Origin of the sequence: Thermosediminibacter oceani DSM 16646 (assembly GCF_000144645.1) — a bacterium.
Taxonomy (GTDB): Bacteria; Bacillota; Thermosediminibacteria; order Thermosediminibacterales; family Thermosediminibacteraceae; genus Thermosediminibacter; species Thermosediminibacter oceani.
In genome coordinates this window covers 1226383-1248452 of record NC_014377.1, presented here as the reverse complement: position 1 = coordinate 1248452, position 22070 = coordinate 1226383, and the positions used below count along the sequence as shown (strand labels likewise).

Genomic DNA, 22070 nt, shown 5'->3' with positions numbered 1-22070 from the left:
CAAAAAATTGCGTCCAGAGGAGGATTAATCCTGTTCTGGGGGCAAAAAGGAGAGGTTAGCATGACACTAGAAGAAGTAAAGGCTTTTCTTGAGGCTAATCAAGACAAGGATGAAGTAAAATCATTCATTAGCGGGTTCATTACTTTGGAAAAAGTGAAGTCGCTAGTGAATGAAAATCCTGAATTTAAGTCTTGGTTTGATTCTGAGAGAGACAAACACCTACAGAAAGGGCTTGAGAAATGGAAAAGCAATAACCTTCAAAAACTCATTGATGAGGAAATTAAGCGTAGGTATCCTGAAAAGGATGAGAAAGACATTGAAATTGCTAAACTCAGGGCTGAATTCGAGAAGATGAAGGCAGAAGCATTGAGGAAAGATTTAACCAATAAAGCACTAAAAATAGCGCAGGAAAGAGGTTTGCCTACAGAAATAATTGATTTCTTCGTGGGAGAAGATGAACGCACTACTACAGATAATCTTATGAAACTCGAAAGGGTTTTTAATGAGGCGGTTAATAACATAGTGCAGCAGAGGCTTAAAGGCACTTATCAGCCACCGAAAGAAACAGAAACACAAACCAGAGTTTTTACCAAAGATGATTTAAAAAATATGACTGAAGAAGAGATTAACAAATATTGGGGAAAATTCAAAATTCAATATTAATTTTATGAGAGGGAGTGTTTTAAATGAGTGTACAGAATTTTATAGCGACAATATGGAGTGCAAGGCTTAATGAAAATTTAAGGAAGGCTTTGGTATATGGTAATATTGTAAACACTGATTATGAAGGGGAAATAGTTGGTAAGGGTTCTACTGTAAAAATCAATTCTATTGGTTCTATCAATATTGGTGACTATGATAAGAATACCGGCATTGGTGATCCTCAAGAACTCGATTCTTATCAGACCACTCTTGTTATAGACCAAGCAAAGTATTTCAATTTTAAAGTAGATGATGTAGATAAGGCACAAATGAATGTAAACCTTGTAGACGCTGCCATGCAGGAGGCCGCTTATGCTTTAGCGGATGCAATGGATCAATATATCGCTTCGCTTTACACTGAGGTTGCTCCTGGCAATACCATTGGCAGTGACGAAAGTCCCATAGTGCCTACTAAAGATAATGCTTATGATTATTTGGTGGATTTGCTTGTAAAACTAGACGAAGCCAATGTACCCAAAAACGGCAGGTTTGTAGTTGTTCCTTCCTGGTTTGCAGGGCTTCTGAAGAAAGACCCGAGGTTTACTTCTAAAACCGATGTGCTCATAACCGGTGAAATCGGAATGGTTGACGGTGCTACTATATACGAATCCAACAATGTTCCTAACGTTGGCGGTCAGAAATACAAGATAATGGCTGGCTATCGTGGTGCTATCGCTTTCGTAAGGGCTATCAACAGCATAGAAGCCTACAGGCCGGAAAAATCCTTCGCCGATGCCGTAAAAGGCTTGGCTTTGTATGGCGCAAAAGTAATAAAACCGAACGCTATAGCAGTTATGACCTGCAACAGAGCCTAATGAAGAAGGGGATTTATTCCCCTTCTCAGACTGTCGACAAAGTAACTGTCGACAGTCTTTTTTTGCAAAAGGTAGTACAAAAATCATCAGCTTTTTAGTAAAATTAAAGAAGATACAAAAATATTGTGGGGCGATGAAATGTTAACGAAGAAAAATAGAGAAATAATAAAGCAAGTAGAATTAGTAAGCATCGATAGCCTGGTGCCTCAAGACCATCTCCTTAGAGCTGTAGAAGAAAGCATCGACTTTAGTTTCATATATGAAGAAGTAAAAGACCTATATAGCGAAAATACAGGAAGACCTAGTATTGACCCGGTAGTGTTAATTAAGCTACTCATGCTCCAAGCATTGTATGGAATCCGCTCCATGCGCCAAACCATCAGAGAAGTAGAAGTCAATGTAGCTTACCGTTGGTTTTTAGGCTATGGATTACAAGAAAAAATACCTCACTTTTCAACTTTTGGAAAAAACTATGAACGGCGGTTTAAGGAAAGTGATCTATTTGAAAAGATATTCGAGCGGGTGTTGATGGAAGCAATAGAATGCGGGTTTGTTAAAACAGATGCAGTATTTATCGATGCTACTCACATAAAAGCCAGTGCCAATAAGAATAAATATATCGAGAAAGTCGCTAAGCAACGGACTCAAAAATATAAGGAAGAACTTTTAAAAGAAATCAACGCCGAACGGGAAGCAAACGGTAAAAAGCCCTTTGAAGAAGAAGATGATGATGACGATAACAACAAAGGAGAAAATAGCTCTAAAAAAGTCAGGGTAAGCACCACAGATCCTGAAAGTGGGATGTTTCAAAAAGGGGAAAAAGAGCGCTGCTTTGCCTACACAGCTTCTGTAGCCTGTGACCGGAACAACTTTGTCCTTGGTGTCAAAATAGCACCTGGAAATGTTCATGACAGCCAGGTATTCTCCGATTTATTTCAAGAAGTAAACGATAAATTTTCTAAAATAGAGGCGGTAGTGGTTGATGCAGGCTACAAAACCCCCGGGATATGCAGAGAAATCATTGAGGCAGGAGCGCTTCCCGTTATGCCCTACAAGAGGCCGATGACCAAAGATGGCTACTTTAAAAAACGCGAATACGTCTATGACGAATATTATGATTGTTACATATGCCCCAACAACCAAATATTAGAATACAGCACCACCAACCGGGCGGGATACCGGGAATATAGGAGCAACCCCCAAATATGCTGTAAATGTCCCATGCGCCTACAGTGCACCAAAAGTAAAAATTACACAAAAATCATAACTCGGCATATATGGGAGCATTACATAGAAATAGCGGAAGATATAAGACACACCCAATGGGGTAAAGAACTATACAAAATGCGCGGCCAGACCATCGAGCGGGTATTTGCCGATGCGAAGGAAAAGCATGGCATGCGCTATACAAATCTACGAGGCTTGAGGAAAGTTGGACATTACCTCACGCTTCTTTTCGCATGCATGAATTTAAAAAAGCTGGCTTTATGGAAGAAAAGACGGGGAACGTTTCCGCCAACAGTCCCCGCTTTACATTCGTTTTTCTTAAAAATTTTCTTCGCCTTCAACAAAAAGCCGCTTTTAGGTTATGCATCCTAAAAGCGGCTTTGTCTACAAGCTGTAACACCCCAAATTTAGGGGTGTTTTATTTTTACTGGTGGGAAATACTAAGATTAGGTAAAATCGATTCCAAAAAGCTTGAAAGCTTTTCAAAAGGTGTCTTTTATGGGTGCTGTTGGTAGAGCTGTAGTTGACAGGAAAACTAAAAAACTTTTACAGCGGCTAAAACCCGGCGAGATAGCTGTAATTTATCACAAAGACATAGATGAATTGGCCGCCAAAAACTTGGTTAAATCTAAAGTCAAAGGTGTAATTAACTTTCAACCGTCAATGAGCGGCCGGTTTTTCAACCAAGGGCCTGCAATGTTGCTAGATGCCGGAATACCGGTTGTAGATGTCTCTGAGGAGGAGTTATTTGACTCGATACGCGATGGGGATATAGTGCAAATAAAAGAAAACGGAGAAATAACAGTAAACGGCCGCTTTCTTTGTAAAGGCGTGATTTTAAGTCAAGATTTGATAAGCTCTAAACTTGAGGAAGCAAAAGCAAATTTTGAAAAAGAATTAGAGAAATTCGCCGTAAATACCCTTGAGTATATTCGCCGTGAAAAGACACTTTTATCGTCGGATTATACGGTGCCTCGACTTAAGACCGACATGCATAGAAAGCACGTTATGGTTGTTGTACGGGGGAAAGATTACAGGGAAGATCTTTTAACTTTGAGATCGTATATAGAAGAAATAAAACCGGTTCTTATCGGCGTAGATGGCGGGGCAGACGCTCTGTTAGAGTTCGGATTGAAACCGAATGTCATAATAGGTGACATGGATAGTATAAGCGATAAAGGACTCATGTGTGGTGCCGAGATAGTGGTTCATGCTTATCCCGACGGCAGGGCACCCGGGCTCGACAGGGTAAAAAAGCTGGGCCTTGATTATCATATAATGCCGGTAACGGGTACAAGCGAGGATGCGGCATTACTTTTAGCTTACCACAGCGGTGCAGATTTGATAGTGGCGGTAGGCACTCACAATAATATCATTGATTTTCTAGAAAAAGGTCGCCAGGGGATGGCCAGCACTTTTTTAGTTCGTCTAAAGGTCGGGCATATATTAATCGACGCCAAAGGTGTAAACAAGCTCTACAAAGGAGGGATTAAGATAAATTATATAGCGGCTTTATTTGTAGCCGCCTTTTTTCCGATTTTTATATTAGGTACAACGTCTCCTGCTTTTAGGCACTTGTTGAGGCTTATACTCCTCAAAGTCAAGTTAATGATTGGTTTTTTGTAGAGGTGATTTTATTGTACAACATAAAGCACATGACAATTCTTTTGATTGCGGTTTTCTTTGCCCTGGGCATAGGAATTGCCATAGGCTTTACTGCCAACAGCGACAAACTGCTCGTAAAGCAGCAGAAAATAATTATAGATCAGTTGGAAGAAAACTATAACCGGCTTAAGGAAAGTAGTAGAATGAAAGAAAGGCAACTGGCGTTATTTATCGAGCGACAAAAAAGAGAATATGAATTTCTTGATCAAAGTTTTGATATATTACTTGCTGGGCGGCTTCAAGGCAAAAAGGCGTTAATAATAGAACTCGGAAGCTCTGATAAATCAGATGAAATCGTGGACTACCTGGAAAAAGCTGGAGCTCAAATCCAACTCATTACGAAAGTAAACGAAGAGCTAGACTCTTCGGACCTTGATGTTTTTGCAGAAGCTTTCGCAACTGGAAATATCGAAAAACTTCAATATCTGAAAGAGGCTGGTTTAATAAAATTTATCGGAACTTACGATAATCTTTTTGATTTCATAGTCCTAATAAGGAACGATGATAAAAATAATCCGCTCTCTGCTGTTGGAAAATTGGTCAAGCTAAAACCGGTAGCTCTAGTTCAAACTTCGAATTTACCGAAGCTGGACTTAAAGGATAGTGATAGGTTATTTTATATCGATAACATTGATACGGCGATTGGCAAGTACAAAATGATAATTTCTTTAATGAATAACTTATGAGGTGTCGACTTTGTCAGCGATACTTTTATCTATACTGATAACTTTGTTGTTTCTTGAAAATTTCCGCACATGGGAAAAGGCCGTAAAAAAGACTAACTACAGGAATAGACAAGTTATAACCGCAGGAGGTGTAGTATTCGTTATCGTTGCAATTTTGACGAATATATTTAATGCTTTGATCATTAAATATCACCCTGTTTCAGAATCTTTAATACTTGCCGCAGCAGGTATGGGCTTTTCGGGTTTAATGGATGATGTCTACGGAAGCAACACTGCCAAAGGCCTGAAGGGGCATTTTTCCGAATTGCTTCGGGGCCGGATTACTACTGGATCCTTAAAAGCTGTATTGGGATTTGCAGTAGCCTATTTAATATCTTTAAAAAAGGGTGGTTCCCCGCTTGAAGTGGTGGTAAACGCTCTCATAATAGCTCTTGCAGCCAATTTGCTGAATCTGATGGACTTAAGGCCCGGAAGAGCCTGCAGATTTTTTTTGTGTTCAACAGGAATTTTGTGCTTATACTTTATATTCACAAATAATACGTATTTGATTCCATGGTTGTTGCCACTCGCTGCATCGGCTTTGGTGTTTTTATTTTACGATTCCATGGAAATAGTAATGATGGGAGATACAGGCGCCAACGTCCTGGGGATGAGCTTGGGTGTAATGATTGCCTGGGGTGCCTCATATAACGTAAGGATGAGTGTTCTCGCCTTGTTTATCGGAATCCATCTGCTAGCGGAATACTATTCCATTTCTAGGATAATTGAGAGATTAAGTATGATTAGAAAAAAAATTTAATGATGTATGAAGGGGAAATATATGATAAGATTAAGAGAGGGAGTAGTTCTCGACGTTCTGGAAGAAAGGCCGGGAGTACAGGAGCTTCTTGTAGAAGTAGATGGAGAAAAGAATAAAGCGATAAACTACCCGGATCTTACAGGTAACTGCCGAAAAGGCGACAAGGTCCTTCTCAACACTACCGCCCTTTTTTTGAAACTGGGAACAGGCGGGTTTCATTTTGTAATATACAATCATTCCGTTAACCGGCTTGAGGCGGGTGGACCGGGTCATATTATGAAACTCAGGTATACTCCTTTTCAGATAAAATGCCTGAGTGCGGAAGAAGAGGCAAGCCCCTTCCGGAATAAATTTATGAAAACCGAGTCGTTAGATGGTATGCCGGTGATTATAGGTTCGCTCCACAGCATGCTGGCTCCTGCATGTGCGGCTATAAAAGCAAAATCGCCCACCCTTAAGATAGCGTACGTCATGACCGATGGGGGAGCGCTTCCAATCTTTTTCAGCCGAACTGTGTACGAACTGAAGAAAAAAAAGCTCCTTGATTTAACTGTAACGTCAGGCCACGCTTTCGGCGGCGACCTGGAAGCGGTCAACATATACTCGGGTTTGCTGGCGGCTAGGGCTTCGGGATGCGATATTGCTGTCGTTGCAATGGGGCCCGGAATAGTTGGAACCGGTACTAAGTACGGCCATACAGGACTTGAACAAGGAGAAATTATAAATGCGGTCAACATTCTTAATGGGACCGCTATCGTTATACCGAGGATAAGTTTTTCCGACCAAAGAAAGCGTCATCAAGGAGTGAGCCACCATACTATAACATCGCTGCTCGAAATTGCCCTGACCAGAGCCTTTGTGGTGATTCCCAAGATGCACGACGGGAAGCTTGGTGTAGTTATGACTCAGCTTAAAAATTGCGGTATTACAAAAAAACACAGTATAATAGTGGAAGATGGCATGGGAGGGATAGAGCTGCTGAGGGCCTCGGGGATAGAACTCAGAACCATGAGCAGGAGATTTGAAGAGGATCCCGAGTTTTTTCTAGCGGCCGGTGCCGCCGGCACGTTTGCAGCGAAAATTATACTGAACAGGAGAGATGGAGGCTGGAGGGAATGGATTTTTTCGAGGTTACGATCAACTCTAGGAACATTTTTTCCGGTAAAATATTAAAATTGCGGCTGGACGAGGTTAGACTTCCCAACGGAAGAACCTCCACCAGGGAAATCGTTGAACACCCGGGAGCGGTGGCGATTGTGGCCATTGATGACGACGGTAGCGTTCTCATGGTAAGACAGTACCGTAAACCGGTAGAAGAGGAGCTCCTTGAAATACCAGCGGGTAAGCTCGAGGAGAATGAAGACGTGACAGCCTGCGCCCAAAGGGAGCTCATGGAAGAAACAGGTTTTATGGCGGAAAATCTTATACATATCACTGACTTTTTCACATCACCGGGTTTTTCCAATGAAAAAATGTCTTTATTTTTAGGGCGGAATTTGAAAAAAGCGGCAGGACAAGCCGATGAAGACGAGTATATTAAGATAGAAAAAATCCCCTTCGAACGAGCAGTAAAAATGGCGTACAGCGGGAAACTGAAAGACGCAAAGACCATCGTAGGACTTTTTCTTGCAAGCTCCTATTTAAGAGGGGAATTTTAATGGAATATTTCGCAGACTTACACGTTCACATCGGACAGGCCTGCAGCAAGCCCGTAAAGGTAACGGCTTCCCGGCAGCTGACCCTCGATGGTATTATTAGAACATGTATGGAAATAAAAGGCATAGATATTGTGGGATTGGTGGATTGCGCGTCGCCATACGTTCTTAGAGAAATTAAAAACAAGATCGATTCCGGAGAATTAATAGAGCTTTCGAAAGGCGGACTTTCTTACCGGGGGAACTTAACACTAATCCTGGGCTCGGAAGTAGAAACCCAGGAAAGGGGAGGGGTTGCCCACAGCGTCGCATATTTTCCGAGCATAGCACAGATGGAAGGATTCTCTAATATTATGAGCAAATTTATTAATAATATAGGGCTGAGTTCGCAGAAGGCCCGGCTGTCTGCCAGGGAACTGCTTTCCATAGTCAAAGATTTGGGCGGCAAGCTTGTTCCAGCTCATGTCTTCACCCCATTTAAAAGTTTTTACGGCAGCTGTTACGAAAGAATGTCCGAGGCTTTTGAAGAAAGGTTCAACGAGGTTACAGCCGTGGAACTGGGGCTAAGCGCCGATACGCAGCTGGCCGATAGAATAAAGGAACTCTCCGGCAAGCAGTTCGTCAGCAATTCTGATGCCCACTCCCTGAATAAAATAGGTAGAGAATACAACATAGTTCGGCTCGACGCACCGGATTTCGAAAATTTATTTGAAGCATTGGAAGGTAAATCGAATCGAAGAAGGATCTTGGCCAACTACGGTCTTGATCCTAGATTGGGAAAGTACCACAGGACCTGTTGTCTTTCCTGCAACTATATAGCTGAGGAACCGCCGCCGGTTAGTAAATGTCCCCGGTGTTCGAGCGAAAAGGTTGTCATGGGAGTTCTAGATAGGATAACGTTTATCGCCGATTATGATGAAGCCGTTCATCCTCGTGGAAGACCTCCTTATTACCATCAGGTACCGCTTGAATTCATACCCGGGGTAGGAAAAAAGACGCTGGAAAGGCTGTTAAAAGCTTTCGGCAACGAGATGAATATCATCCACCATTCTGATCCTGAAGAACTCCGTAAAGTAGTAGGGGAAGCTGTGACGGAAAAGGTCCTTGCCGCTCGAGAAGGGAAATTGAAACTTAAAGTCGGCGGCGGGGGCGTCTACGGCAAAATAGTGTTATGAGTTATATTGAATCTCCTCCCGGCATAAAATTTTATAAGTGGACGGGGGAGGAGATATCCTTTGAATTATTTAATTGTAAAGCTTGCGGATTACGTTAAAAGAAATTTGGGGTATTATTTAATTCTATCTTTTATTCTGGTCGCTGGGGTCATAGCAGGAAGCGTGTCGGCCAAATTACTGTCAGACCCTCAAAGGCAGGATCTTTTAAATTACATTGAACTGTTTTTTTCCAACGTGCAAAATATAGACATAAATTCATCTTCGGTATTTTATATATCGGTGCTCAATAACCTTAAAACAGCATTGGTGATCTGCCTTGCAGGCCTTCTAGTTATTAGTTTTCCTATAATATTGATAGTGATTTTTTTCAGGGGATATATTTTAGGCTTTACCGTGGGGTTTCTAGTGGTGGAATACGGTATAAAGGGGAGCGTTTTCGCCCTTTTATCCATCCTTCCCCAAAACATAATTATAATACCGGCCATTATATCGCTGGGGGTAACGGGAATACATTTTGCGGTAACAGTAATTAAAAATCGGAGAAGAATGTATTACGATGGATATTTTAGCATGCTATTAAGTTATACGCTGTCGTGCCTGTTTTTCTGCTTTTTTCTAATAATAGCGGGTTTAATAGAGGGCTATATTTCGCCCCTATTCATTAAACTTATAACACCTTATATATAAAGGATAACTTATGAAGGGAAAAGATTATTAATATGGAATTTTTATATTGGTGATCGGCATGGAGGAATTATTAAAACAATTTTTAGAATTTTTAAGTGTTGAAAAAGGCCTTGCCCGCAACACAATTGAATCCTATAGAAGGGATTTAAAAAGTTACCTAGTTTTTTTAAGATCCCAGCATATTCCGGATATCAAATTTACATCGAAGACCACTATAATATCGTATCTCTTGCTCATGCAGAAAAGCGGCAAAGCCAGTAGCAGCATTTCGCGAGCCTGTGCTGCAATTAAATCCTTTTATCATTTTTTGGTACGAGAACGTTACATACAAGAAGACCCCACCGTAAATCTTGATACCCCTAAACTGGAAAAAAAGCTACCTAGGGTATTAACTGTAGAGGAAGTAGAAAGACTCCTGGAACAGCCCGATACCAGCAATCCGCTTGGCTTCAGGGATAAAACAATGCTGGAGGTATTATACGCCACCGGCATAAGGGTTTCTGAATTGATTTCTCTGACAGTGGATGATGTAAATCTTGATATGGGGTTTTTACGATGCTTGGGGAAAGGCTCCAAAGAGAGAATCGTGCCTATAGGTTCCTTCGCCGTGAATTACCTGCGGCAGTACATAAACGACGTCAGAAAAAAGATACTAAAAGGAAAGAGCACCAATATCCTTTTTGTGAATCACATGGGCCAAGCTTTAACAAGACAGGGATTTTGGAAAATAATAAAAAAATATGCACGTAAAGCAGGGATAAATAAAGTGATAACTCCCCACACGCTGCGTCACTCTTTTGCCACACATCTTATTGAAAACGGTGCAGACTTAAGAGCGGTACAGGAAATGCTAGGGCATGCCGATATATCTACGACTCAGGTGTACACACACATAACGAGAACGAGGATAAAAGAGGTTTATGATAAAACCCACCCGAGAGCTTGAACGATGAATAACATTCCTCCCTAACGGAAAATCTATGAGTGGAAGGGAGGAATGACGTTGTGATATCGTTAGCACTTAAAAATAGATGGCGGAAAATCGCCCTGTTAAGCCTGATTTTTTTTATAAGCGTCAATTTCACGGTATATGCGCAGCCTTTGCCTGAAATTAAATCCCCTTCGGCGATACTTATAGATGCGGGTACGGGTACGGTGCTTTATGAGAAAAATGCCCATGAAAAATTGGAGCCGGCCAGCATAACCAAAATAATGACTCTGCTTGTGGCCCTCGAAGCGATCGAACAGGGGAAGGTTAAACTAACCGATAAAGTTAAGATAAGCGAGAGGGCGTGGAAGACCGGTGGAAGTCAGGTGTTTTTGGGACCGGGAGAGGAACAGACTCTAGAAACTCTGTTAAAGTGTATAACAATAGCGTCGGCTAATGATGCCTCAGTTGCCGTTGCCGAATATATTGGCGGCAGTGTCGAGGGCTTTGTAAAGATGATGAACGATAAAGCCAAAGCCCTGGGGATGAACAATACCAATTTTACAAATCCGCACGGGTTATCCGATCCCAACCATTATACTACAGCTTACGATATCGCCCTGATGTCCAGAGAGCTTGTGAAATACCCCAAATTCTTCGAATGGTCTACCGTATGGATCGATTATCTGGAGCACACGGATAAAGAGCGCGAAGCCACAATGCTGGCCAATACAAATAAACTATTGGGAAAATACGAAGGGTTGGACGGTTTAAAGACGGGGTTTCATGCAAAAGCAGGATACTGTTTTGCCGGTAGCGCAAAGCGCGGAGACCTGCGCTTGATATCCGTTGTATTAAATTCCCCAAGTTCAGCTGAACGCTTTGAAGATACAAAAAAACTGCTGGATTACGGTTTCGGGAGGTACAGCTCGGTACAGGTTGCGAAAAAAAATTCAGTTTTAAAGAGGCTTCCTGTTGAGAAGGGTGTAAAGAAAGAAGTTGACGTAGTAGCCTCCGACGACCTAAGTATTTTAGTGGAAAAGGGAAAAGAAGGAGCGATAAAGACGAGGTTGGAATTGCCCGATAAAATATACGCCCCCGTTGTAAGAGGGCAGAAAGTAGGTAAATTGATAGCAGAACAGGACGGGAAAATCATAGGAGAGGTGGAACTTACAGTTTCCGAAGAAATTGATAAAGCCGGTTTGTTCTATATCTTCAGAAGACTGCTTGGAGGATGGTTCTATTTTTAAAAACGCACGCCCGTGCGTTTTTTTATTTTAGCAGGAATTTCCTTTTTGTTGTAGAAACTTATACTTAGCTCGAGATTGATATATAAGAGCTGAGATGGGGGTATGAAATGAAATGGGGGTCGTTTTGAAATCCTGCGAAGATATACTTATAGTTAATTTAAAAGGAGAATTGGACCATCATATGGCACATTTAGTAAAGGAAAAATTAGAAGAGTACCTTGCAAAACGTGCCTTTAAGAAAATTCTGTTCAATTTTAAAAACGTTACTTTTATGGATAGCTCGGGCGTGGGCATGTTAATAGGACGGTACAAGTCCCTTCAAAGGATAGGAGGGAAAGTAGGAGCGGTTAATATTGGCCAGCAGGTGAGAAGGATTTTTGAAATATCCGGTCTTTTTAACATTATACAATGCTACAATAATGAAAAAGAAGCCATTGAGAAAATGTAGGGAGTGATTGATTTTATGGAAATGTTAAACGAAATGACCATTGATTTTTTAAGCAAATCGCAAAATGAAGCTTTTGCCAGGGTGGTTGTCGCTGCTTTCGCCTCCCAGTTGAACCCTACGCTGGATGAGTTGGCGGATATAAAGACGGCAGTATCGGAGGCCGTTACCAACTGTATAATTCACGGATATGAAAATACCGTTGGCATCGTAAGAATAAAAGCTTTTCTTTATGAGAACGAAATTGAAATATGGGTGCAGGATTGGGGAAAAGGCATTGAGGATATAGAGAAGGCGAGACAGCCTTTATGGACATCCAAACCGGAGTTGGACAGGTCAGGTATGGGATTTACTATAATGGAGAATTTTATGGATAGGCTTGAAGTTGAATCTGAGCCGGGCAAAGGTACAATTGTTAAGATGTACAAGACGATAAAAAATAAGAAATAAAACTCGTCTGGGGTAACGCCTATGGATTCCAATAAATCAATGGAATTGTTAAAAAAAGCGAAAGAGGGAGATCAGGAAGCCAAAAGCGAATTGGTTTCTTTGAATCTTGGCCTGGTCTGGAGTATAGTCAAGAGATTCACGAATAGGGGTTACGAGATTGAAGACCTTTTTCAAATTGGAAGTATCGGGCTACTAAAGGCCATAGAAAAGTTTGACTTTTCCTATAACGTAAAATTTTCCACGTATGCCGTCCCAATGATAATCGGTGAGATAAGAAGGTACATAAGAGATGACAGGCCCATAAAAATGACCAGATCTTTAAGAGATTTTTCCATCAAAATTCAGAATGCAAAAGAAAGACTGGCGAAAGAATTAAACAGGGAACCGACTATAGCAGAACTCGCTGAAGAACTGGGTGCTACTCCCGAAGAATTGGTGGTAGGACTTGAAGCTGCACAGCCCATAATTTCGTTAAATGATGTGGCATTTCAGGAAGACGGCTCTCCCATTTACTATATGGACCAGTTAAACAGCGATGAACATCACCAAAACCAGTGGCTTGACACCATCGCCCTCAAAGAGGCTTTGTCAAAACTGGATAAACTCGAGAGGCAGATCATTATACTGAGGTACTTTAAAGATAAAACTCAAACGGAAGTTGCCAAAATTCTGGGGATAACTCAGGTCCAGGTTTCGAGATTAGAGAGGAAGATACTCGCCAAAATCAGGAATATGCTTACTTTGTAAAAAGCCTTTTAGACAAGAGGCTTATTTTTTTTATGTATGAATAAAGATTCCAAAGTAAAACAAATACTAGTTTTGAGGTGAACTAAATTGAAGAAGAACTGGATTATAATAGCATTTGTTTTGTTATTAATACTTGCTGTAAGCATGATATATACAAAAAGTATAAGAGACAGAATACCCAAGAGTGCTAAACTCGTAATCGGCCACCTGGAGAATAAAGATTTTTCAACAGGAGAAAATAAAATCGAAATTAAAGTCAGGAGGTGCGAGCTATGACGGTAAAAATTATAGAAGTGGTAGGAGAATCTAAAAATAGTTTTCAGGAGGCTGTAGAAAACGCCGTTCGCGACGCCAGCAAGACTATAAAAAACATCACGGGTGTTGAGGTGCGGAATCAGACTGCTAACGTTGAAGGTGGTAAAATAGTAGAATACAAAGCTGATGTGGCCATCGCTTTCAAAGTAGAAGGCACCACAGAAGTATAAGAAGGAGAAATCCCATGCCAAAATTTACACAGGAACAAAAGGAATACCAGGAGTTTGTTAAAAACATTAGGCCCAAACCCCCCTATCTGCAAAATATCATAATGGCATTCCTTGTAGGAGGATTGATATGCGCCATCGGCCAGGGAATATTAAACCTTTACGTTTCCCTGGGTCTTGAAAGAACTAAAGAAGCCGCCGCGGCCACATCGGTTACACTGATTTTTTTAGGTGCCTTTCTAACCGGTTTGGGTATATACGACAGAATAGGCAAAAACGCTGGGGCAGGTTCAATTGTACCTATAACCGGGTTTGCCAACTCCATCGTGGCACCGGCTATGGAATTCAAAAGAGAGGGATATGTTTTCGGAGTAGCAGCAAAAATGTTTGTAGTAGCAGGCCCCGTATTGGTATATGGAATAACATCCTCGGCAATCATCGGACTTATTTACTATCTATTAAAGCTTTAGGGGGGATAAAATGGCTTTGAAGAAACTAGGCAAACAAACCGTTAAATTTGAAAATCCCCCGTCAATAATCGCAACTGCTTCCATCGTCGGGCCTGTAGAGGGTAAGGGGCCGTTAAGAGAGTATTTCGACCTCATACTTAGCGACGTTAATTTTCAAGAAAAAAGCTGGGAAAAAGCCGAGAAGAAAATGCTGAAAGAAGCGGCTGAAATGGCTATTAGAAAAAGTGGGGTCCCCGGCGAACAGATTGAATATTTTATCGCCGGTGACCTCCTGAACCAGATTATTGCCGCAAGTTTTGCCGCGAGAGAGTTGGGATTTCCTTTCTTCGGTATTTACGGTGCCTGTTCTACCATGGCGGAGGGCCTGGGACTCGGAGCAATGCTGGTGGACGGCGGATATGCAGACAATCTGGTAGTGGGTACCTCGAGCCATTTCTGTACCGCTGAAAGGCAGTATAGGTTCCCACTCGAGCTTGGAAATCAGAGGCCTCCTACCGCCCAGCGTACGACGACCGGGGCTGGAGCCGCCGTAATTTCATCTAAAGACCAAAACCCCAGGATTACTTACATGACGACAGGTAAGGTAATCGATATGGGCGAAGCCAATCCCAATGATATGGGTACCGCAATGGCGCCGGCGGCAGTTGACACCATAGTAAGACACCTGGAAGATTCAAATAGGTCTCCGGAAGACTACGATCTTATAATAACGGGGGATCTCGCCAGCGTAGGTAAAGATATTGCTGAAAGATTGTTAAAACAAAAGGGAATAGATATTTCTGACAGGTATACCGACTGCGGGCTTTTAATCTATAGTCCCCAGCAGGACGTGCACGCCGGTGGCAGCGGGTGTGCGTGCGCAGCCGTAGTTACCTGCGGATACCTTTATAAAGAAATGCAAAAGGGCAGGTACAACAGGATCCTCCTTGTTGCCACGGGAGCGCTGTTAAGCACTACGAGCGTGCAGCAGGGCGAAACCATACCGTGCATTGCTCACGCAGTTGCTTTGGAAAATTTATAAGCCTTCGGTGAGGAGATTTGCGATGGATTATATAAAGGCTTTTATAATCGGCGGTATGATATGCGCATTAGGACAAATATTGATGGATTTTACACCCCTGGCTCCGGCCCATGTACTTGTCTTGTTCGTAACCCTAGGAGCGGTCCTCAGCGGCCTAGGTTTATATCAACCTCTGGTAGATTTTGCCGGTGCCGGAGCAACCGTACCGTTACCAGGTTTTGGACATACGCTGGTGAAAGGTGTAATAGAGGAAGTTAATAAGTCTGGCCTTTTAGGAATATTAACCGGGGGTTTAAAGTCTGCTGCCGCAGGAATAACGGCAGCGGTGGTGTTCGGTTATCTAATGGCATTAATCTTTAATCCGAGACCCAAGTAAAAGAGGTAGAAAATGTTTCTGGATATTGTGGGGATGTTACTTACAATTTTAATAGTTAGCCCTGTGTACATGGGCCGTGTATTTCTAATTTGCCTTTTTGCTAATTTCCTTGACATACTTACAGCCATGGTGTTTAACACCCAGGTAACGGAGGTTATTGCGGGAGGCATTTTCAGTTCGATTAATTATTACGGCGGTAATATTTTGGTGCCGTATCTTTCCCCATTAGTTTTGATATTGATCGGAGCAGGACTTCAAGGTAGAGACGGAATAATTCTGTGGGATTTAATAAATCCGTCAGCAACATATAAAAGGCCCTGGCCTTTTCTCTTTTTAAAGGTAGGCATCGCACGAATTTTGATACTCTATTTCCTCGGAAAATGAATTCGATTGAAAAAATTCCTTTCCCGGAGCACAAAAAAACCGATACTTGTAAAGAAGGGGTTTGAATGCGAATAGGTATTCCACGAGCTTTGCTTTATTACAATTACTATCCTTTTTGGAAAACATTTTTCGAATCCCTCGGTCATGAAGTAGTTCTATCCAAACCAACCAATAAAAAGATATTGAAGGATGGTCTGGAGTCCACCGTCGATGATGCATGCTTACCCATAAAGGTTTTTCACGGTCATGTAATAGATCTAATTGAAATGGTCGATGCAATTTTTGTTCCGCGAATTATCAGTGTAAAATCGGGGGAATTCATCTGTCCCAAATTTATGGGGTTACCTGATATGATAAGGAACAGCATAGCAGGCCTTCCCAGAATAATTGAATGCGAACTTTCACTGTACCGAAAGAAAACGGGTTTTATGGAACATGCAATTAAGGTGGGACGCCTTCTGGGCAATTCCACGCAGGAAATCCTCAGGGCTTATATATTGGCTTCGAGTAAATATAATTCTTATAAAAAATTAAGAGTGAAAAACAGAAAACTTCCGATAGATAGGGGAAATAAGAGTTTTTTTGAAGCCGCTTTTGAGGATAATTCAAAATATAAAAGCGAACCCTTTAAATTTACCGTACTGGTGGTGGGTCATCCTTATAACATCTACGACTACTATGTAAGCATGAATTTAATAAAAAAATTACAGGGTTTTGGCGCGGAGATAATAACGCCGGAGGTAATTCCGGAGAGAAATATTTCAGTCGGGGCAAAAAAACTGAATAAAAAACTTTTCTGGACTCTGGGTAAGAATATCCTGGGCAGCGCCTATTACTATATGGAAAACTGTAAGGTGGATGGTATAGTTCACGTCGCATCCTTCGGATGCGGCCCGGATTCTTTAATAGGAGAACTTTTGGAGCGCAGGGTGTCCCGTGATTACAACATTCCATTTTTATATCTGAATTTGGATGAACATGCCGGCGAAGAAGGTTTTAATACGAGACTCGAGGCCTTCGTAGATATCTTAGAGAGGAGAAAATGCGGTGAAAGTTACGTTTCCTCACATGGGTAATCTTTATATACCGGTCAAGACTTTTTTTGAAAACCTTGGGGTTGAGGTGATAGTCCCACCCCCATGCAGTAAAAAAACTCTGGAACTTGGAGTGAAATATTCTCCTGAATTCGCCTGTTTGCCCTTAAAAATAAACATAGGCAATTTTATAGAAGCTCTGGAAATGGGTGCCGATACGATAGTAATGGCCGGAGGTATTGGTCCCTGCAGGTTCGGTTATTATTCCGAAGTTCAAAGGGAAATTTTAAAAGATCTGGGTTACAAGTTCAACATGATAGTGCTGGATCCGCCCCAGGGACATCTTATGGACCTGGTTAAAAAAATCGTGAGGATAACCAATAAGAAAAGTTTGAGGCAAATTTTCATGGCGGGAAGGCTGGCGTGGGCAAAAGCCCTATTGCTCGATGAACTTGATAAAATAGCCAGCAGGACAAGACCAGTAGAGTTAAACAGGGATGAGACCGATACCGTTTACAAAAACGCCCTAGAGAAAATCTCGAAAGCGGAAAGCGAGGAAGAACTAAAGGGTTTAGGGCGAGAAATTTTAGAAAAAATGGCTGAAATTAAAAAAGACGAAGACAAATTGCCCATTAAGATAGCTCTGGTAGGGGAAATATACACGGTCCTGGAACCGTTTGTAAACCTGTTCGTTGAAAAACAGCTGGGCGAACTCGGAGCCGAAGTAAAAAGGAGTATATACATAACCGACTGGGTCAGGGTAAACCTCTTACCATCTTTTTTGAAACCAAAGGAACACGGACGGGTTATTAAACTCGCTGAACCTTATGTACGCTGTTTTGTAGGGGGACACGGCCAGGAGTCGATTGCCCAGATCGTTAAATACTCCGGGGAGGGCTTCGATGGGGTCATACATCTTCTTCCATTTACGTGCATGCCTGAAATAGTGGCAAAAAGTACCATACCTTCGGTAACCAGAATTCATTCGATTCCCGTTATGACGCTGGTGCTAGATGAACATTCTGGCGAGGCAGGAGTTAGAACCCGCCTTGAAGCCTTTGTCGATTTGATTCGCCAGAGAAAGGAGGAAAAGACCTATGACAGGATGTTATCTGGGAATTGACGTAGGCTCTGTCAGTACAAACTTCGTACTGATCGATGAAAACGGTAATCTTTTGAAAAAACTTTACCTGAGGACCGCCGGGAGGCCTATTGAAGCTATTACTAATGGTCTTAAAATGATTCAAGAGGGCCTTGAAGGCGATATAAAGATACTGGGTGTCGGTACTACGGGGAGCGGTCGGAAACTAGCCGCCGTCATTGTAGGAGCGGACGTCGTGAAAAACGAAATTACGGCCCACGCTATGGCATGTATAGCTGAATACCCCGATGCCCGGACTATTTTGGAGATAGGAGGGCAGGATTCAAAGATAATTATATTAAGGGATGGGGTTGTAGTTGATTTCGCGATGAATACGGTGTGCGCCGCCGGCACCGGCTCTTTTTTAGACAGGCAGGCCCAGAGGCTGGGTATACCGATAGAGCGGTTTGGAGAAATTGCTCTGATGTCAAAAAATCCCACCAGAATTGCGGGACGCTGCGCCGTTTTTGCGGAATCAGATATGATACATAAACAACAGATGGGATATAAAATTGAGGATATTTTGAAAGGACTGTGCCAGGCCCTCGTGAGGAACTACCTGGCCAACGTGGCTAAGGGTAAGGAAATAAGACCGCCGATTGTTTTTCAAGGTGGAGTGGCAGCAAACACGGGAATAAAAAAGGCTTTTGAAGAAGAATTGGGTGTGGAAATCATAATACCCAGATATTTTGATGTAATGGGAGCGTTGGGGGCTGCTATACTTGCCAAGAAGTTCATGGCTCAAAATAAACGCGTTAAGACTAAGTTTGCAGGCTTTGAAGCAGCTTTTAGAGAGCATACGGCAGGAAGCTTCGAATGCCAGGGGTGCCCGAATTTGTGCGAAGTGGTGCAGATTTACGTAGACGGTAAGCTCGCCGCCCGCTGGGGTGATCGGTGCGGCCGCTGGTCTGCCAGCATGGCAGTCTGATTCAAATTCATATTGCATAAGCCGTTTTTTTGTGATATACTAACATCCGGTAATTCGCACGCTGGGAATATTTCAGGGAGGGTGCCGGAAGGTCTCTCTGAAAGATGAGACCAGCGGAGGAAAAAACCAAGGAGGTAAAAAAATGTCAGTCATTTCCATGAAACAGTTGCTCGAAGCCGGCGTTCACTTTGGCCACCAGACCAGAAGATGGAATCCTAAGATGAAGGAGTATATCTTCACCGAAAGGAACGGCATCTACATCATTGACCTGCAGAAGACCGTAAAGAAAATGGAAGAAGCCTACGAATTTGTGAAAAATCTGGCGGCCGAAGGCGGCAAGATACTTTTTGTTGGAACCAAAAAACAAGCACAGGAATCTATCCAGGAAGAAGCAAAAAGGTGCGAGATGTTTTACGTCAACCAGCGCTGGCTCGGTGGAATGCTCACCAATTTTAAAACAATAAAAAAGAGGATCGAGCGCCTCAAGGAACTGGAGAGAATGGAAGAAGAAGGTGTTTTCAACGTCCTCCCCAAAAAAGAGGTGCTAAACCTCAGGAGGGAAAAAGAGCGCTTAGAGAAGTACCTTGGCGGTATTAAGAACATGACTTCTCTGCCCGACGCGCTATTTGTGGTAGACCCGAGAAAGGAAAAGATAGCCGTATCCGAGGCCAGAAAGTTGAAGATACCGATAATAGCCATTGTCGACACCAACTGCGACCCTGATGAGGTGGACTACGTTATACCCGGTAACGATGATGCCATCAGGGCTGTCAAACTGTTGACCGAAAAAATAGCCGATGCTGTGCTGGAGGGCAAGCAGGGAGTCCAGATGGCTGCGGAGTAATTTTTTATGCTTATAAGGTAAGGTGGAGTTATCTTTTGCCATCCTTACCTTTAATAATCTTTCAGGAGGTTTTTGGGATGATAACTTCAGAACAGGTAAAAGAATTGAGAGAGCGCACAGGTGCGGGAATAATGGATTGTAAAAAGGCACTGGCCGAGGCCGGTGGCGATATGGAAAAAGCTATCGTTATATTGAGAGAAAAAGGTCTCGCCAAAGCTGCTAAAAAGGTTGGGCGTACCGCTGCCGAGGGCATTATTGATGCATACATACATGGCGGTGGTAGAATAGGCGTACTGGTAGAAGTTAACTGCGAGACTGACTTTGTCGCAAGGAACGAGGAATTCAGGAACCTGGTGAAAGACATTGCCATGCAGATTGCGGCAGCCAACCCCAAATACATCTCCCGCAACGACGTCCCGCAGGAAGTAATAGAAAAAGAGCGGGAAATACTAAAAGCACAGGCGCTGAACGAGGGCAAGCCCGCCCATATTGTGGACAAAATCGTGGACGGAAGGATAGAAAAATTCTTTGAAGAAAACTGCCTGATGGAGCAGCCTTTCATAAAAGATCCTGACAAAAAGGTATCCGAGTTAATCATGGAAAAAATAGCTTTATTGGGAGAGAATATAACGGTAACCCGTTTTGCCCGCTTTGAAAGAGGGGAAGCGGCGCCCAAAACGGAGCAGGAGTAGCATTTTAAAAAAGAGACACTTAAAGTGTCTCTTTTTTAAAAAAACTGAGAATAAGAGAGGAATTTTCAACAAGGATATAGAAATAAACTTTCAAAAAAGAGAGGGTTAATGGATGCAGGAACCTAAGTATAAGAGGGTTGTTTTAAAGATAAGCGGCGAAGCACTAGCTGGAGAAAAAGAATTCGGTATAGACCAGGATGTTATTAATTCTATAGCCGACGAAATAAAGGAAATAAGGGAATGCGGTATAGATGTGGCCGTAGTTGTGGGCGGAGGCAACATATGGAGGGGAAGGAATTCACCGCAGATGGATCGGGCTACCGCCGACTATATGGGAATGCTGGCTACCGTTATAAATGCCCTCGCCCTGCAGGATGCTTTGGAGAAAAGAAATATAGAGACCCGCGTACAGACGGCCATAGAAATGAAAGAGATTGCGGAACCTTATATACGACGCAGGGCTATGAGACATCTGGAGAAAGGAAGAGTAGTGATTTTCGCCGCCGGAACTGGAAATCCGTTTTTTTCTACAGATACAGCAGCAGCTTTAAGAGCCGCCGAAATAGAGGCCGACGTAATACTCCTTGCCAAAAAAGTTGACGGCGTTTACGACTCCGACCCCATGAAAAATCCAAACGCTCAAAAATTTGACAGTCTGGAGTACATAGATATACTCAACAGGGGACTGGGCGTAATGGATTCTACTGCCACCTCGCTCTGTATGGATAACAAGATTCCCATAATTGTATTCGGCATCAACAAGGCGGGCAATATCAAAAAAGCCGCCCTTGGGGAAAACATAGGCACATTTGTGAAAGGGGGTTGATCTTGTGGATAAGAAAATTTACAAAGAGACCGAGGAACGGATGAAAAAAGTATTGGGAAATTTAAAATCGGAACTGGCGGCGATAAGGGCTGGCAGGGCATCTACGGCACTTCTAGAAAAAGTTTTTGTGGACTATTACGGTGTGCCTACACCCGTAAATCAAGTGGCTACTGTCAGTGTGCCGGAACCTAGGATGATACTGATTCAGCCCTGGGATGTCAAAATGTTGAGCGCCATCGAAAAGGCTATTTTAAAGTCCGATCTCGGTCTTACTCCCACCAGCGACGGCAAGGTAATAAGGCTGATTTTACCCGAGCTGACTTCGGAAAGGCGTAAAGAACTGGTGAAAATGGCAAAAAAGAAAGCCGAGGATGCAAAGGTGTTAGTACGAAACATACGCAGGGATGCCAACGAGTTGGTTAAAAAGATGGAAAAGAACGGAGAAATTTCTGAGGACGACAGCAAGAGATCCCAGGAAGAAATACAGAAACTTACCGATAATTACATAGAAGAGATAGACAAGGCCTTTACAAATAAAGAAAAAGAAATCATGGAGGTATAGATTATTACGAAAAACGATCTGGACTTAACCGGTTTTGCACTGGAAGATGCCATGGCTTTTTTAAGAGCCAAAGGTGTTG

At 42.5% G+C, this 22070-nt stretch carries 28 protein-coding genes; all 28 read left to right on the top strand.

Annotation, left to right across the window (positions count from 1 at the left end; genetic code table 11):
* Nucleotides 1-60: 60 nt before the first annotated feature.
* The 28 genes from TOCE_RS06395 to frr all read left to right on the top strand — a co-directional run bounded on the left by TOCE_RS06395 (nt 61) and on the right by frr (nt 21991).
* Nucleotides 61-663 carry a DUF4355 domain-containing protein gene (locus tag TOCE_RS06395; protein WP_013276075.1) on the top strand — a complete coding sequence of 201 codons (603 nt, stop codon included), beginning with the start codon at nt 61-63 and terminating at the stop codon, nt 661-663.
* A 23-nt stretch (nt 664-686) separates the two neighbouring features.
* Entirely contained in the window at nt 687-1517 is an 831-nt protein-coding gene (locus TOCE_RS06390) for a phage major capsid protein (protein WP_013276074.1), read from the top strand.
* 138 nt (nt 1518-1655) lie between these two features.
* Entirely contained in the window at nt 1656-3116 is a 1461-nt protein-coding gene (locus TOCE_RS06385; protein ID WP_425358461.1) for an IS1182 family transposase, read from the top strand.
* A gap of 126 nt (nt 3117-3242) precedes the next feature.
* Nucleotides 3243-4370, top strand: a complete 1128-nt coding sequence (gene steA / locus TOCE_RS06380) for a putative cytokinetic ring protein SteA (RefSeq protein ID WP_013276073.1) — start codon at nt 3243-3245, stop codon at nt 4368-4370.
* Nucleotides 4371-4381: 11 nt separating this feature from the next.
* Nucleotides 4382-5095, top strand: a complete 714-nt coding sequence (locus TOCE_RS06375) for a copper transporter (RefSeq protein ID WP_013276072.1) — start codon at nt 4382-4384, stop codon at nt 5093-5095.
* Nucleotides 5096-5105: 10 nt separating this feature from the next.
* Nucleotides 5106-5894 carry an MraY family glycosyltransferase gene (locus tag TOCE_RS06370; RefSeq protein ID WP_013276071.1) on the top strand — a complete coding sequence of 263 codons (789 nt, stop codon included), beginning with the start codon at nt 5106-5108 and terminating at the stop codon, nt 5892-5894.
* Between the two features lie 21 nt (nt 5895-5915).
* Nucleotides 5916-7067 (top strand): DUF3866 family protein, encoded by a 1152-nt coding sequence (locus TOCE_RS06365; RefSeq protein ID WP_013276070.1) that lies wholly within the window; start codon nt 5916-5918, stop codon nt 7065-7067.
* Nucleotides 7010-7552 carry an NUDIX domain-containing protein gene (locus TOCE_RS06360; protein ID WP_013276069.1) on the top strand — a complete coding sequence of 181 codons (543 nt, stop codon included), beginning with the start codon at nt 7010-7012 and terminating at the stop codon, nt 7550-7552. Before TOCE_RS06365 ends, TOCE_RS06360 begins: the two co-directional genes overlap by 58 nt.
* Complete coding sequence (locus TOCE_RS06355; protein WP_013276068.1) at nt 7552-8724, top strand: endonuclease Q family protein; 1173 nt, start codon at nt 7552-7554, stop codon at nt 8722-8724. The genes TOCE_RS06360 and TOCE_RS06355 overlap by 1 nt, the downstream gene beginning before the upstream one ends.
* A 60-nt stretch (nt 8725-8784) precedes the next feature.
* Nucleotides 8785-9411, top strand: a complete 627-nt coding sequence (gene spoIIM / locus TOCE_RS06350) for a stage II sporulation protein M (protein ID WP_013276067.1) — start codon at nt 8785-8787, stop codon at nt 9409-9411.
* Between the two features lie 58 nt (nt 9412-9469).
* Nucleotides 9470-10357: a site-specific tyrosine recombinase XerD gene (gene xerD, locus TOCE_RS06345; RefSeq protein ID WP_041424123.1), complete on the top strand. Its 888-nt coding sequence runs from the start codon at nt 9470-9472 to the stop codon at nt 10355-10357.
* A gap of 59 nt (nt 10358-10416) precedes the next feature.
* Nucleotides 10417-11589: a D-alanyl-D-alanine carboxypeptidase family protein gene (locus TOCE_RS06340; protein ID WP_013276065.1), complete on the top strand. Its 1173-nt coding sequence runs from the start codon at nt 10417-10419 to the stop codon at nt 11587-11589.
* A gap of 112 nt (nt 11590-11701) precedes the next feature.
* A complete protein-coding gene (gene spoIIAA / locus TOCE_RS06335) occupies nt 11702-12037 on the top strand; it encodes an anti-sigma F factor antagonist (RefSeq protein WP_041423888.1) in 336 nt (111 codons plus the stop codon).
* A gap of 15 nt (nt 12038-12052) precedes the next feature.
* Nucleotides 12053-12484, top strand: coding sequence for an anti-sigma F factor (gene spoIIAB / locus TOCE_RS06330; protein WP_013276063.1), 432 nt, complete (start codon nt 12053-12055; stop codon nt 12482-12484).
* A gap of 21 nt (nt 12485-12505) precedes the next feature.
* Entirely contained in the window at nt 12506-13231 is a 726-nt protein-coding gene (sigF, locus tag TOCE_RS06325) for an RNA polymerase sporulation sigma factor SigF (protein WP_013276062.1), read from the top strand.
* Between the two features lie 87 nt (nt 13232-13318).
* Nucleotides 13319-13507 (top strand): hypothetical protein, encoded by a 189-nt coding sequence (locus TOCE_RS06320; RefSeq protein ID WP_013276061.1) that lies wholly within the window; start codon nt 13319-13321, stop codon nt 13505-13507.
* The gene (locus TOCE_RS06315) at nt 13504-13716 is read left to right on the top strand and encodes a dodecin family protein (protein WP_013276060.1); all 213 of its coding nucleotides are present in this window, start codon (nt 13504-13506) and stop codon (nt 13714-13716) included. Before TOCE_RS06320 ends, TOCE_RS06315 begins: the two co-directional genes overlap by 4 nt.
* Nucleotides 13717-13730: 14 nt before the next feature.
* The gene (spoVAC, locus tag TOCE_RS06310) at nt 13731-14183 is read left to right on the top strand and encodes a stage V sporulation protein AC (protein ID WP_013276059.1); all 453 of its coding nucleotides are present in this window, start codon (nt 13731-13733) and stop codon (nt 14181-14183) included.
* Between the two features lie 10 nt (nt 14184-14193).
* On the top strand, nt 14194-15204 hold the full coding sequence (gene spoVAD / locus TOCE_RS06305) for a stage V sporulation protein AD (RefSeq protein ID WP_013276058.1): 1011 nt from the start codon (nt 14194-14196) through the stop codon (nt 15202-15204).
* A 22-nt stretch (nt 15205-15226) separates the two neighbouring features.
* Entirely contained in the window at nt 15227-15580 is a 354-nt protein-coding gene (spoVAE, locus tag TOCE_RS06300) for a stage V sporulation protein AE (RefSeq protein WP_013276057.1), read from the top strand.
* A gap of 12 nt (nt 15581-15592) precedes the next feature.
* Nucleotides 15593-15964 carry a hypothetical protein gene (locus TOCE_RS06295; RefSeq protein ID WP_013276056.1) on the top strand — a complete coding sequence of 124 codons (372 nt, stop codon included), beginning with the start codon at nt 15593-15595 and terminating at the stop codon, nt 15962-15964.
* 65 nt (nt 15965-16029) lie between these two features.
* The gene (locus TOCE_RS06290) at nt 16030-17040 is read left to right on the top strand and encodes an acyl-CoA dehydratase activase-related protein (RefSeq protein WP_013276055.1); all 1011 of its coding nucleotides are present in this window, start codon (nt 16030-16032) and stop codon (nt 17038-17040) included.
* Complete coding sequence (locus tag TOCE_RS06285) at nt 17012-18121, top strand: acyl-CoA dehydratase activase-related protein (protein ID WP_013276054.1); 1110 nt, start codon at nt 17012-17014, stop codon at nt 18119-18121. The genes TOCE_RS06290 and TOCE_RS06285 overlap by 29 nt, the downstream gene beginning before the upstream one ends.
* The gene (locus tag TOCE_RS06280; protein WP_013276053.1) at nt 18096-19067 is read left to right on the top strand and encodes an acyl-CoA dehydratase activase; all 972 of its coding nucleotides are present in this window, start codon (nt 18096-18098) and stop codon (nt 19065-19067) included. Before TOCE_RS06285 ends, TOCE_RS06280 begins: the two co-directional genes overlap by 26 nt.
* Nucleotides 19068-19209: 142 nt before the next feature.
* Entirely contained in the window at nt 19210-19911 is a 702-nt protein-coding gene (gene rpsB / locus TOCE_RS06275) for a 30S ribosomal protein S2 (RefSeq protein WP_013276052.1), read from the top strand.
* Nucleotides 19912-19988: 77 nt separating this feature from the next.
* A complete protein-coding gene (gene tsf, locus TOCE_RS06270) occupies nt 19989-20603 on the top strand; it encodes a translation elongation factor Ts (RefSeq protein ID WP_013276051.1) in 615 nt (204 codons plus the stop codon).
* Between the two features lie 112 nt (nt 20604-20715).
* Entirely contained in the window at nt 20716-21429 is a 714-nt protein-coding gene (pyrH, locus tag TOCE_RS06265) for a UMP kinase (RefSeq protein ID WP_013276050.1), read from the top strand.
* Nucleotides 21430-21469: 40 nt separating this feature from the next.
* The gene (gene frr, locus TOCE_RS06260) at nt 21470-21991 is read left to right on the top strand and encodes a ribosome recycling factor (protein ID WP_041424121.1); all 522 of its coding nucleotides are present in this window, start codon (nt 21470-21472) and stop codon (nt 21989-21991) included.
* Nucleotides 21992-22070: the final 79 nt, after the last annotated feature.

Coding starts and splice junctions, on each gene's coding strand:
- TOCE_RS06395 (WP_013276075.1), top strand. CDS start 61: ATGACACTAGAAGAAGTAAAGGCTTTTCTTGAGGCTAATCAAGACAAG.
- TOCE_RS06390 (WP_013276074.1), top strand. CDS start 687: ATGAGTGTACAGAATTTTATAGCGACAATATGGAGTGCAAGGCTTAAT.
- TOCE_RS06385 (WP_425358461.1), top strand. CDS start 1,656: ATGTTAACGAAGAAAAATAGAGAAATAATAAAGCAAGTAGAATTAGTA.
- steA (WP_013276073.1), top strand. CDS start 3,243: ATGGGTGCTGTTGGTAGAGCTGTAGTTGACAGGAAAACTAAAAAACTT.
- TOCE_RS06365 (WP_013276070.1), top strand. CDS start 5,916: ATGATAAGATTAAGAGAGGGAGTAGTTCTCGACGTTCTGGAAGAAAGG.
- TOCE_RS06360 (WP_013276069.1), top strand. CDS start 7,010: ATGGATTTTTTCGAGGTTACGATCAACTCTAGGAACATTTTTTCCGGT.
- TOCE_RS06355 (WP_013276068.1), top strand. CDS start 7,552: ATGGAATATTTCGCAGACTTACACGTTCACATCGGACAGGCCTGCAGC.
- xerD (WP_041424123.1), top strand. CDS start 9,470: ATGGAGGAATTATTAAAACAATTTTTAGAATTTTTAAGTGTTGAAAAA.
- spoIIAA (WP_041423888.1), top strand. CDS start 11,702: ATGGGGGTCGTTTTGAAATCCTGCGAAGATATACTTATAGTTAATTTA.
- spoIIAB (WP_013276063.1), top strand. CDS start 12,053: ATGGAAATGTTAAACGAAATGACCATTGATTTTTTAAGCAAATCGCAA.
- sigF (WP_013276062.1), top strand. CDS start 12,506: ATGGATTCCAATAAATCAATGGAATTGTTAAAAAAAGCGAAAGAGGGA.
- TOCE_RS06315 (WP_013276060.1), top strand. CDS start 13,504: ATGACGGTAAAAATTATAGAAGTGGTAGGAGAATCTAAAAATAGTTTT.
- spoVAC (WP_013276059.1), top strand. CDS start 13,731: ATGCCAAAATTTACACAGGAACAAAAGGAATACCAGGAGTTTGTTAAA.
- spoVAD (WP_013276058.1), top strand. CDS start 14,194: ATGGCTTTGAAGAAACTAGGCAAACAAACCGTTAAATTTGAAAATCCC.
- spoVAE (WP_013276057.1), top strand. CDS start 15,227: ATGGATTATATAAAGGCTTTTATAATCGGCGGTATGATATGCGCATTA.
- TOCE_RS06295 (WP_013276056.1), top strand. CDS start 15,593: ATGTTTCTGGATATTGTGGGGATGTTACTTACAATTTTAATAGTTAGC.
- TOCE_RS06290 (WP_013276055.1), top strand. CDS start 16,030: ATGCGAATAGGTATTCCACGAGCTTTGCTTTATTACAATTACTATCCT.
- TOCE_RS06280 (WP_013276053.1), top strand. CDS start 18,096: ATGACAGGATGTTATCTGGGAATTGACGTAGGCTCTGTCAGTACAAAC.
- rpsB (WP_013276052.1), top strand. CDS start 19,210: ATGTCAGTCATTTCCATGAAACAGTTGCTCGAAGCCGGCGTTCACTTT.
- tsf (WP_013276051.1), top strand. CDS start 19,989: ATGATAACTTCAGAACAGGTAAAAGAATTGAGAGAGCGCACAGGTGCG.
- pyrH (WP_013276050.1), top strand. CDS start 20,716: ATGCAGGAACCTAAGTATAAGAGGGTTGTTTTAAAGATAAGCGGCGAA.
- frr (WP_041424121.1), top strand. CDS start 21,470: ATGAAAAAAGTATTGGGAAATTTAAAATCGGAACTGGCGGCGATAAGG.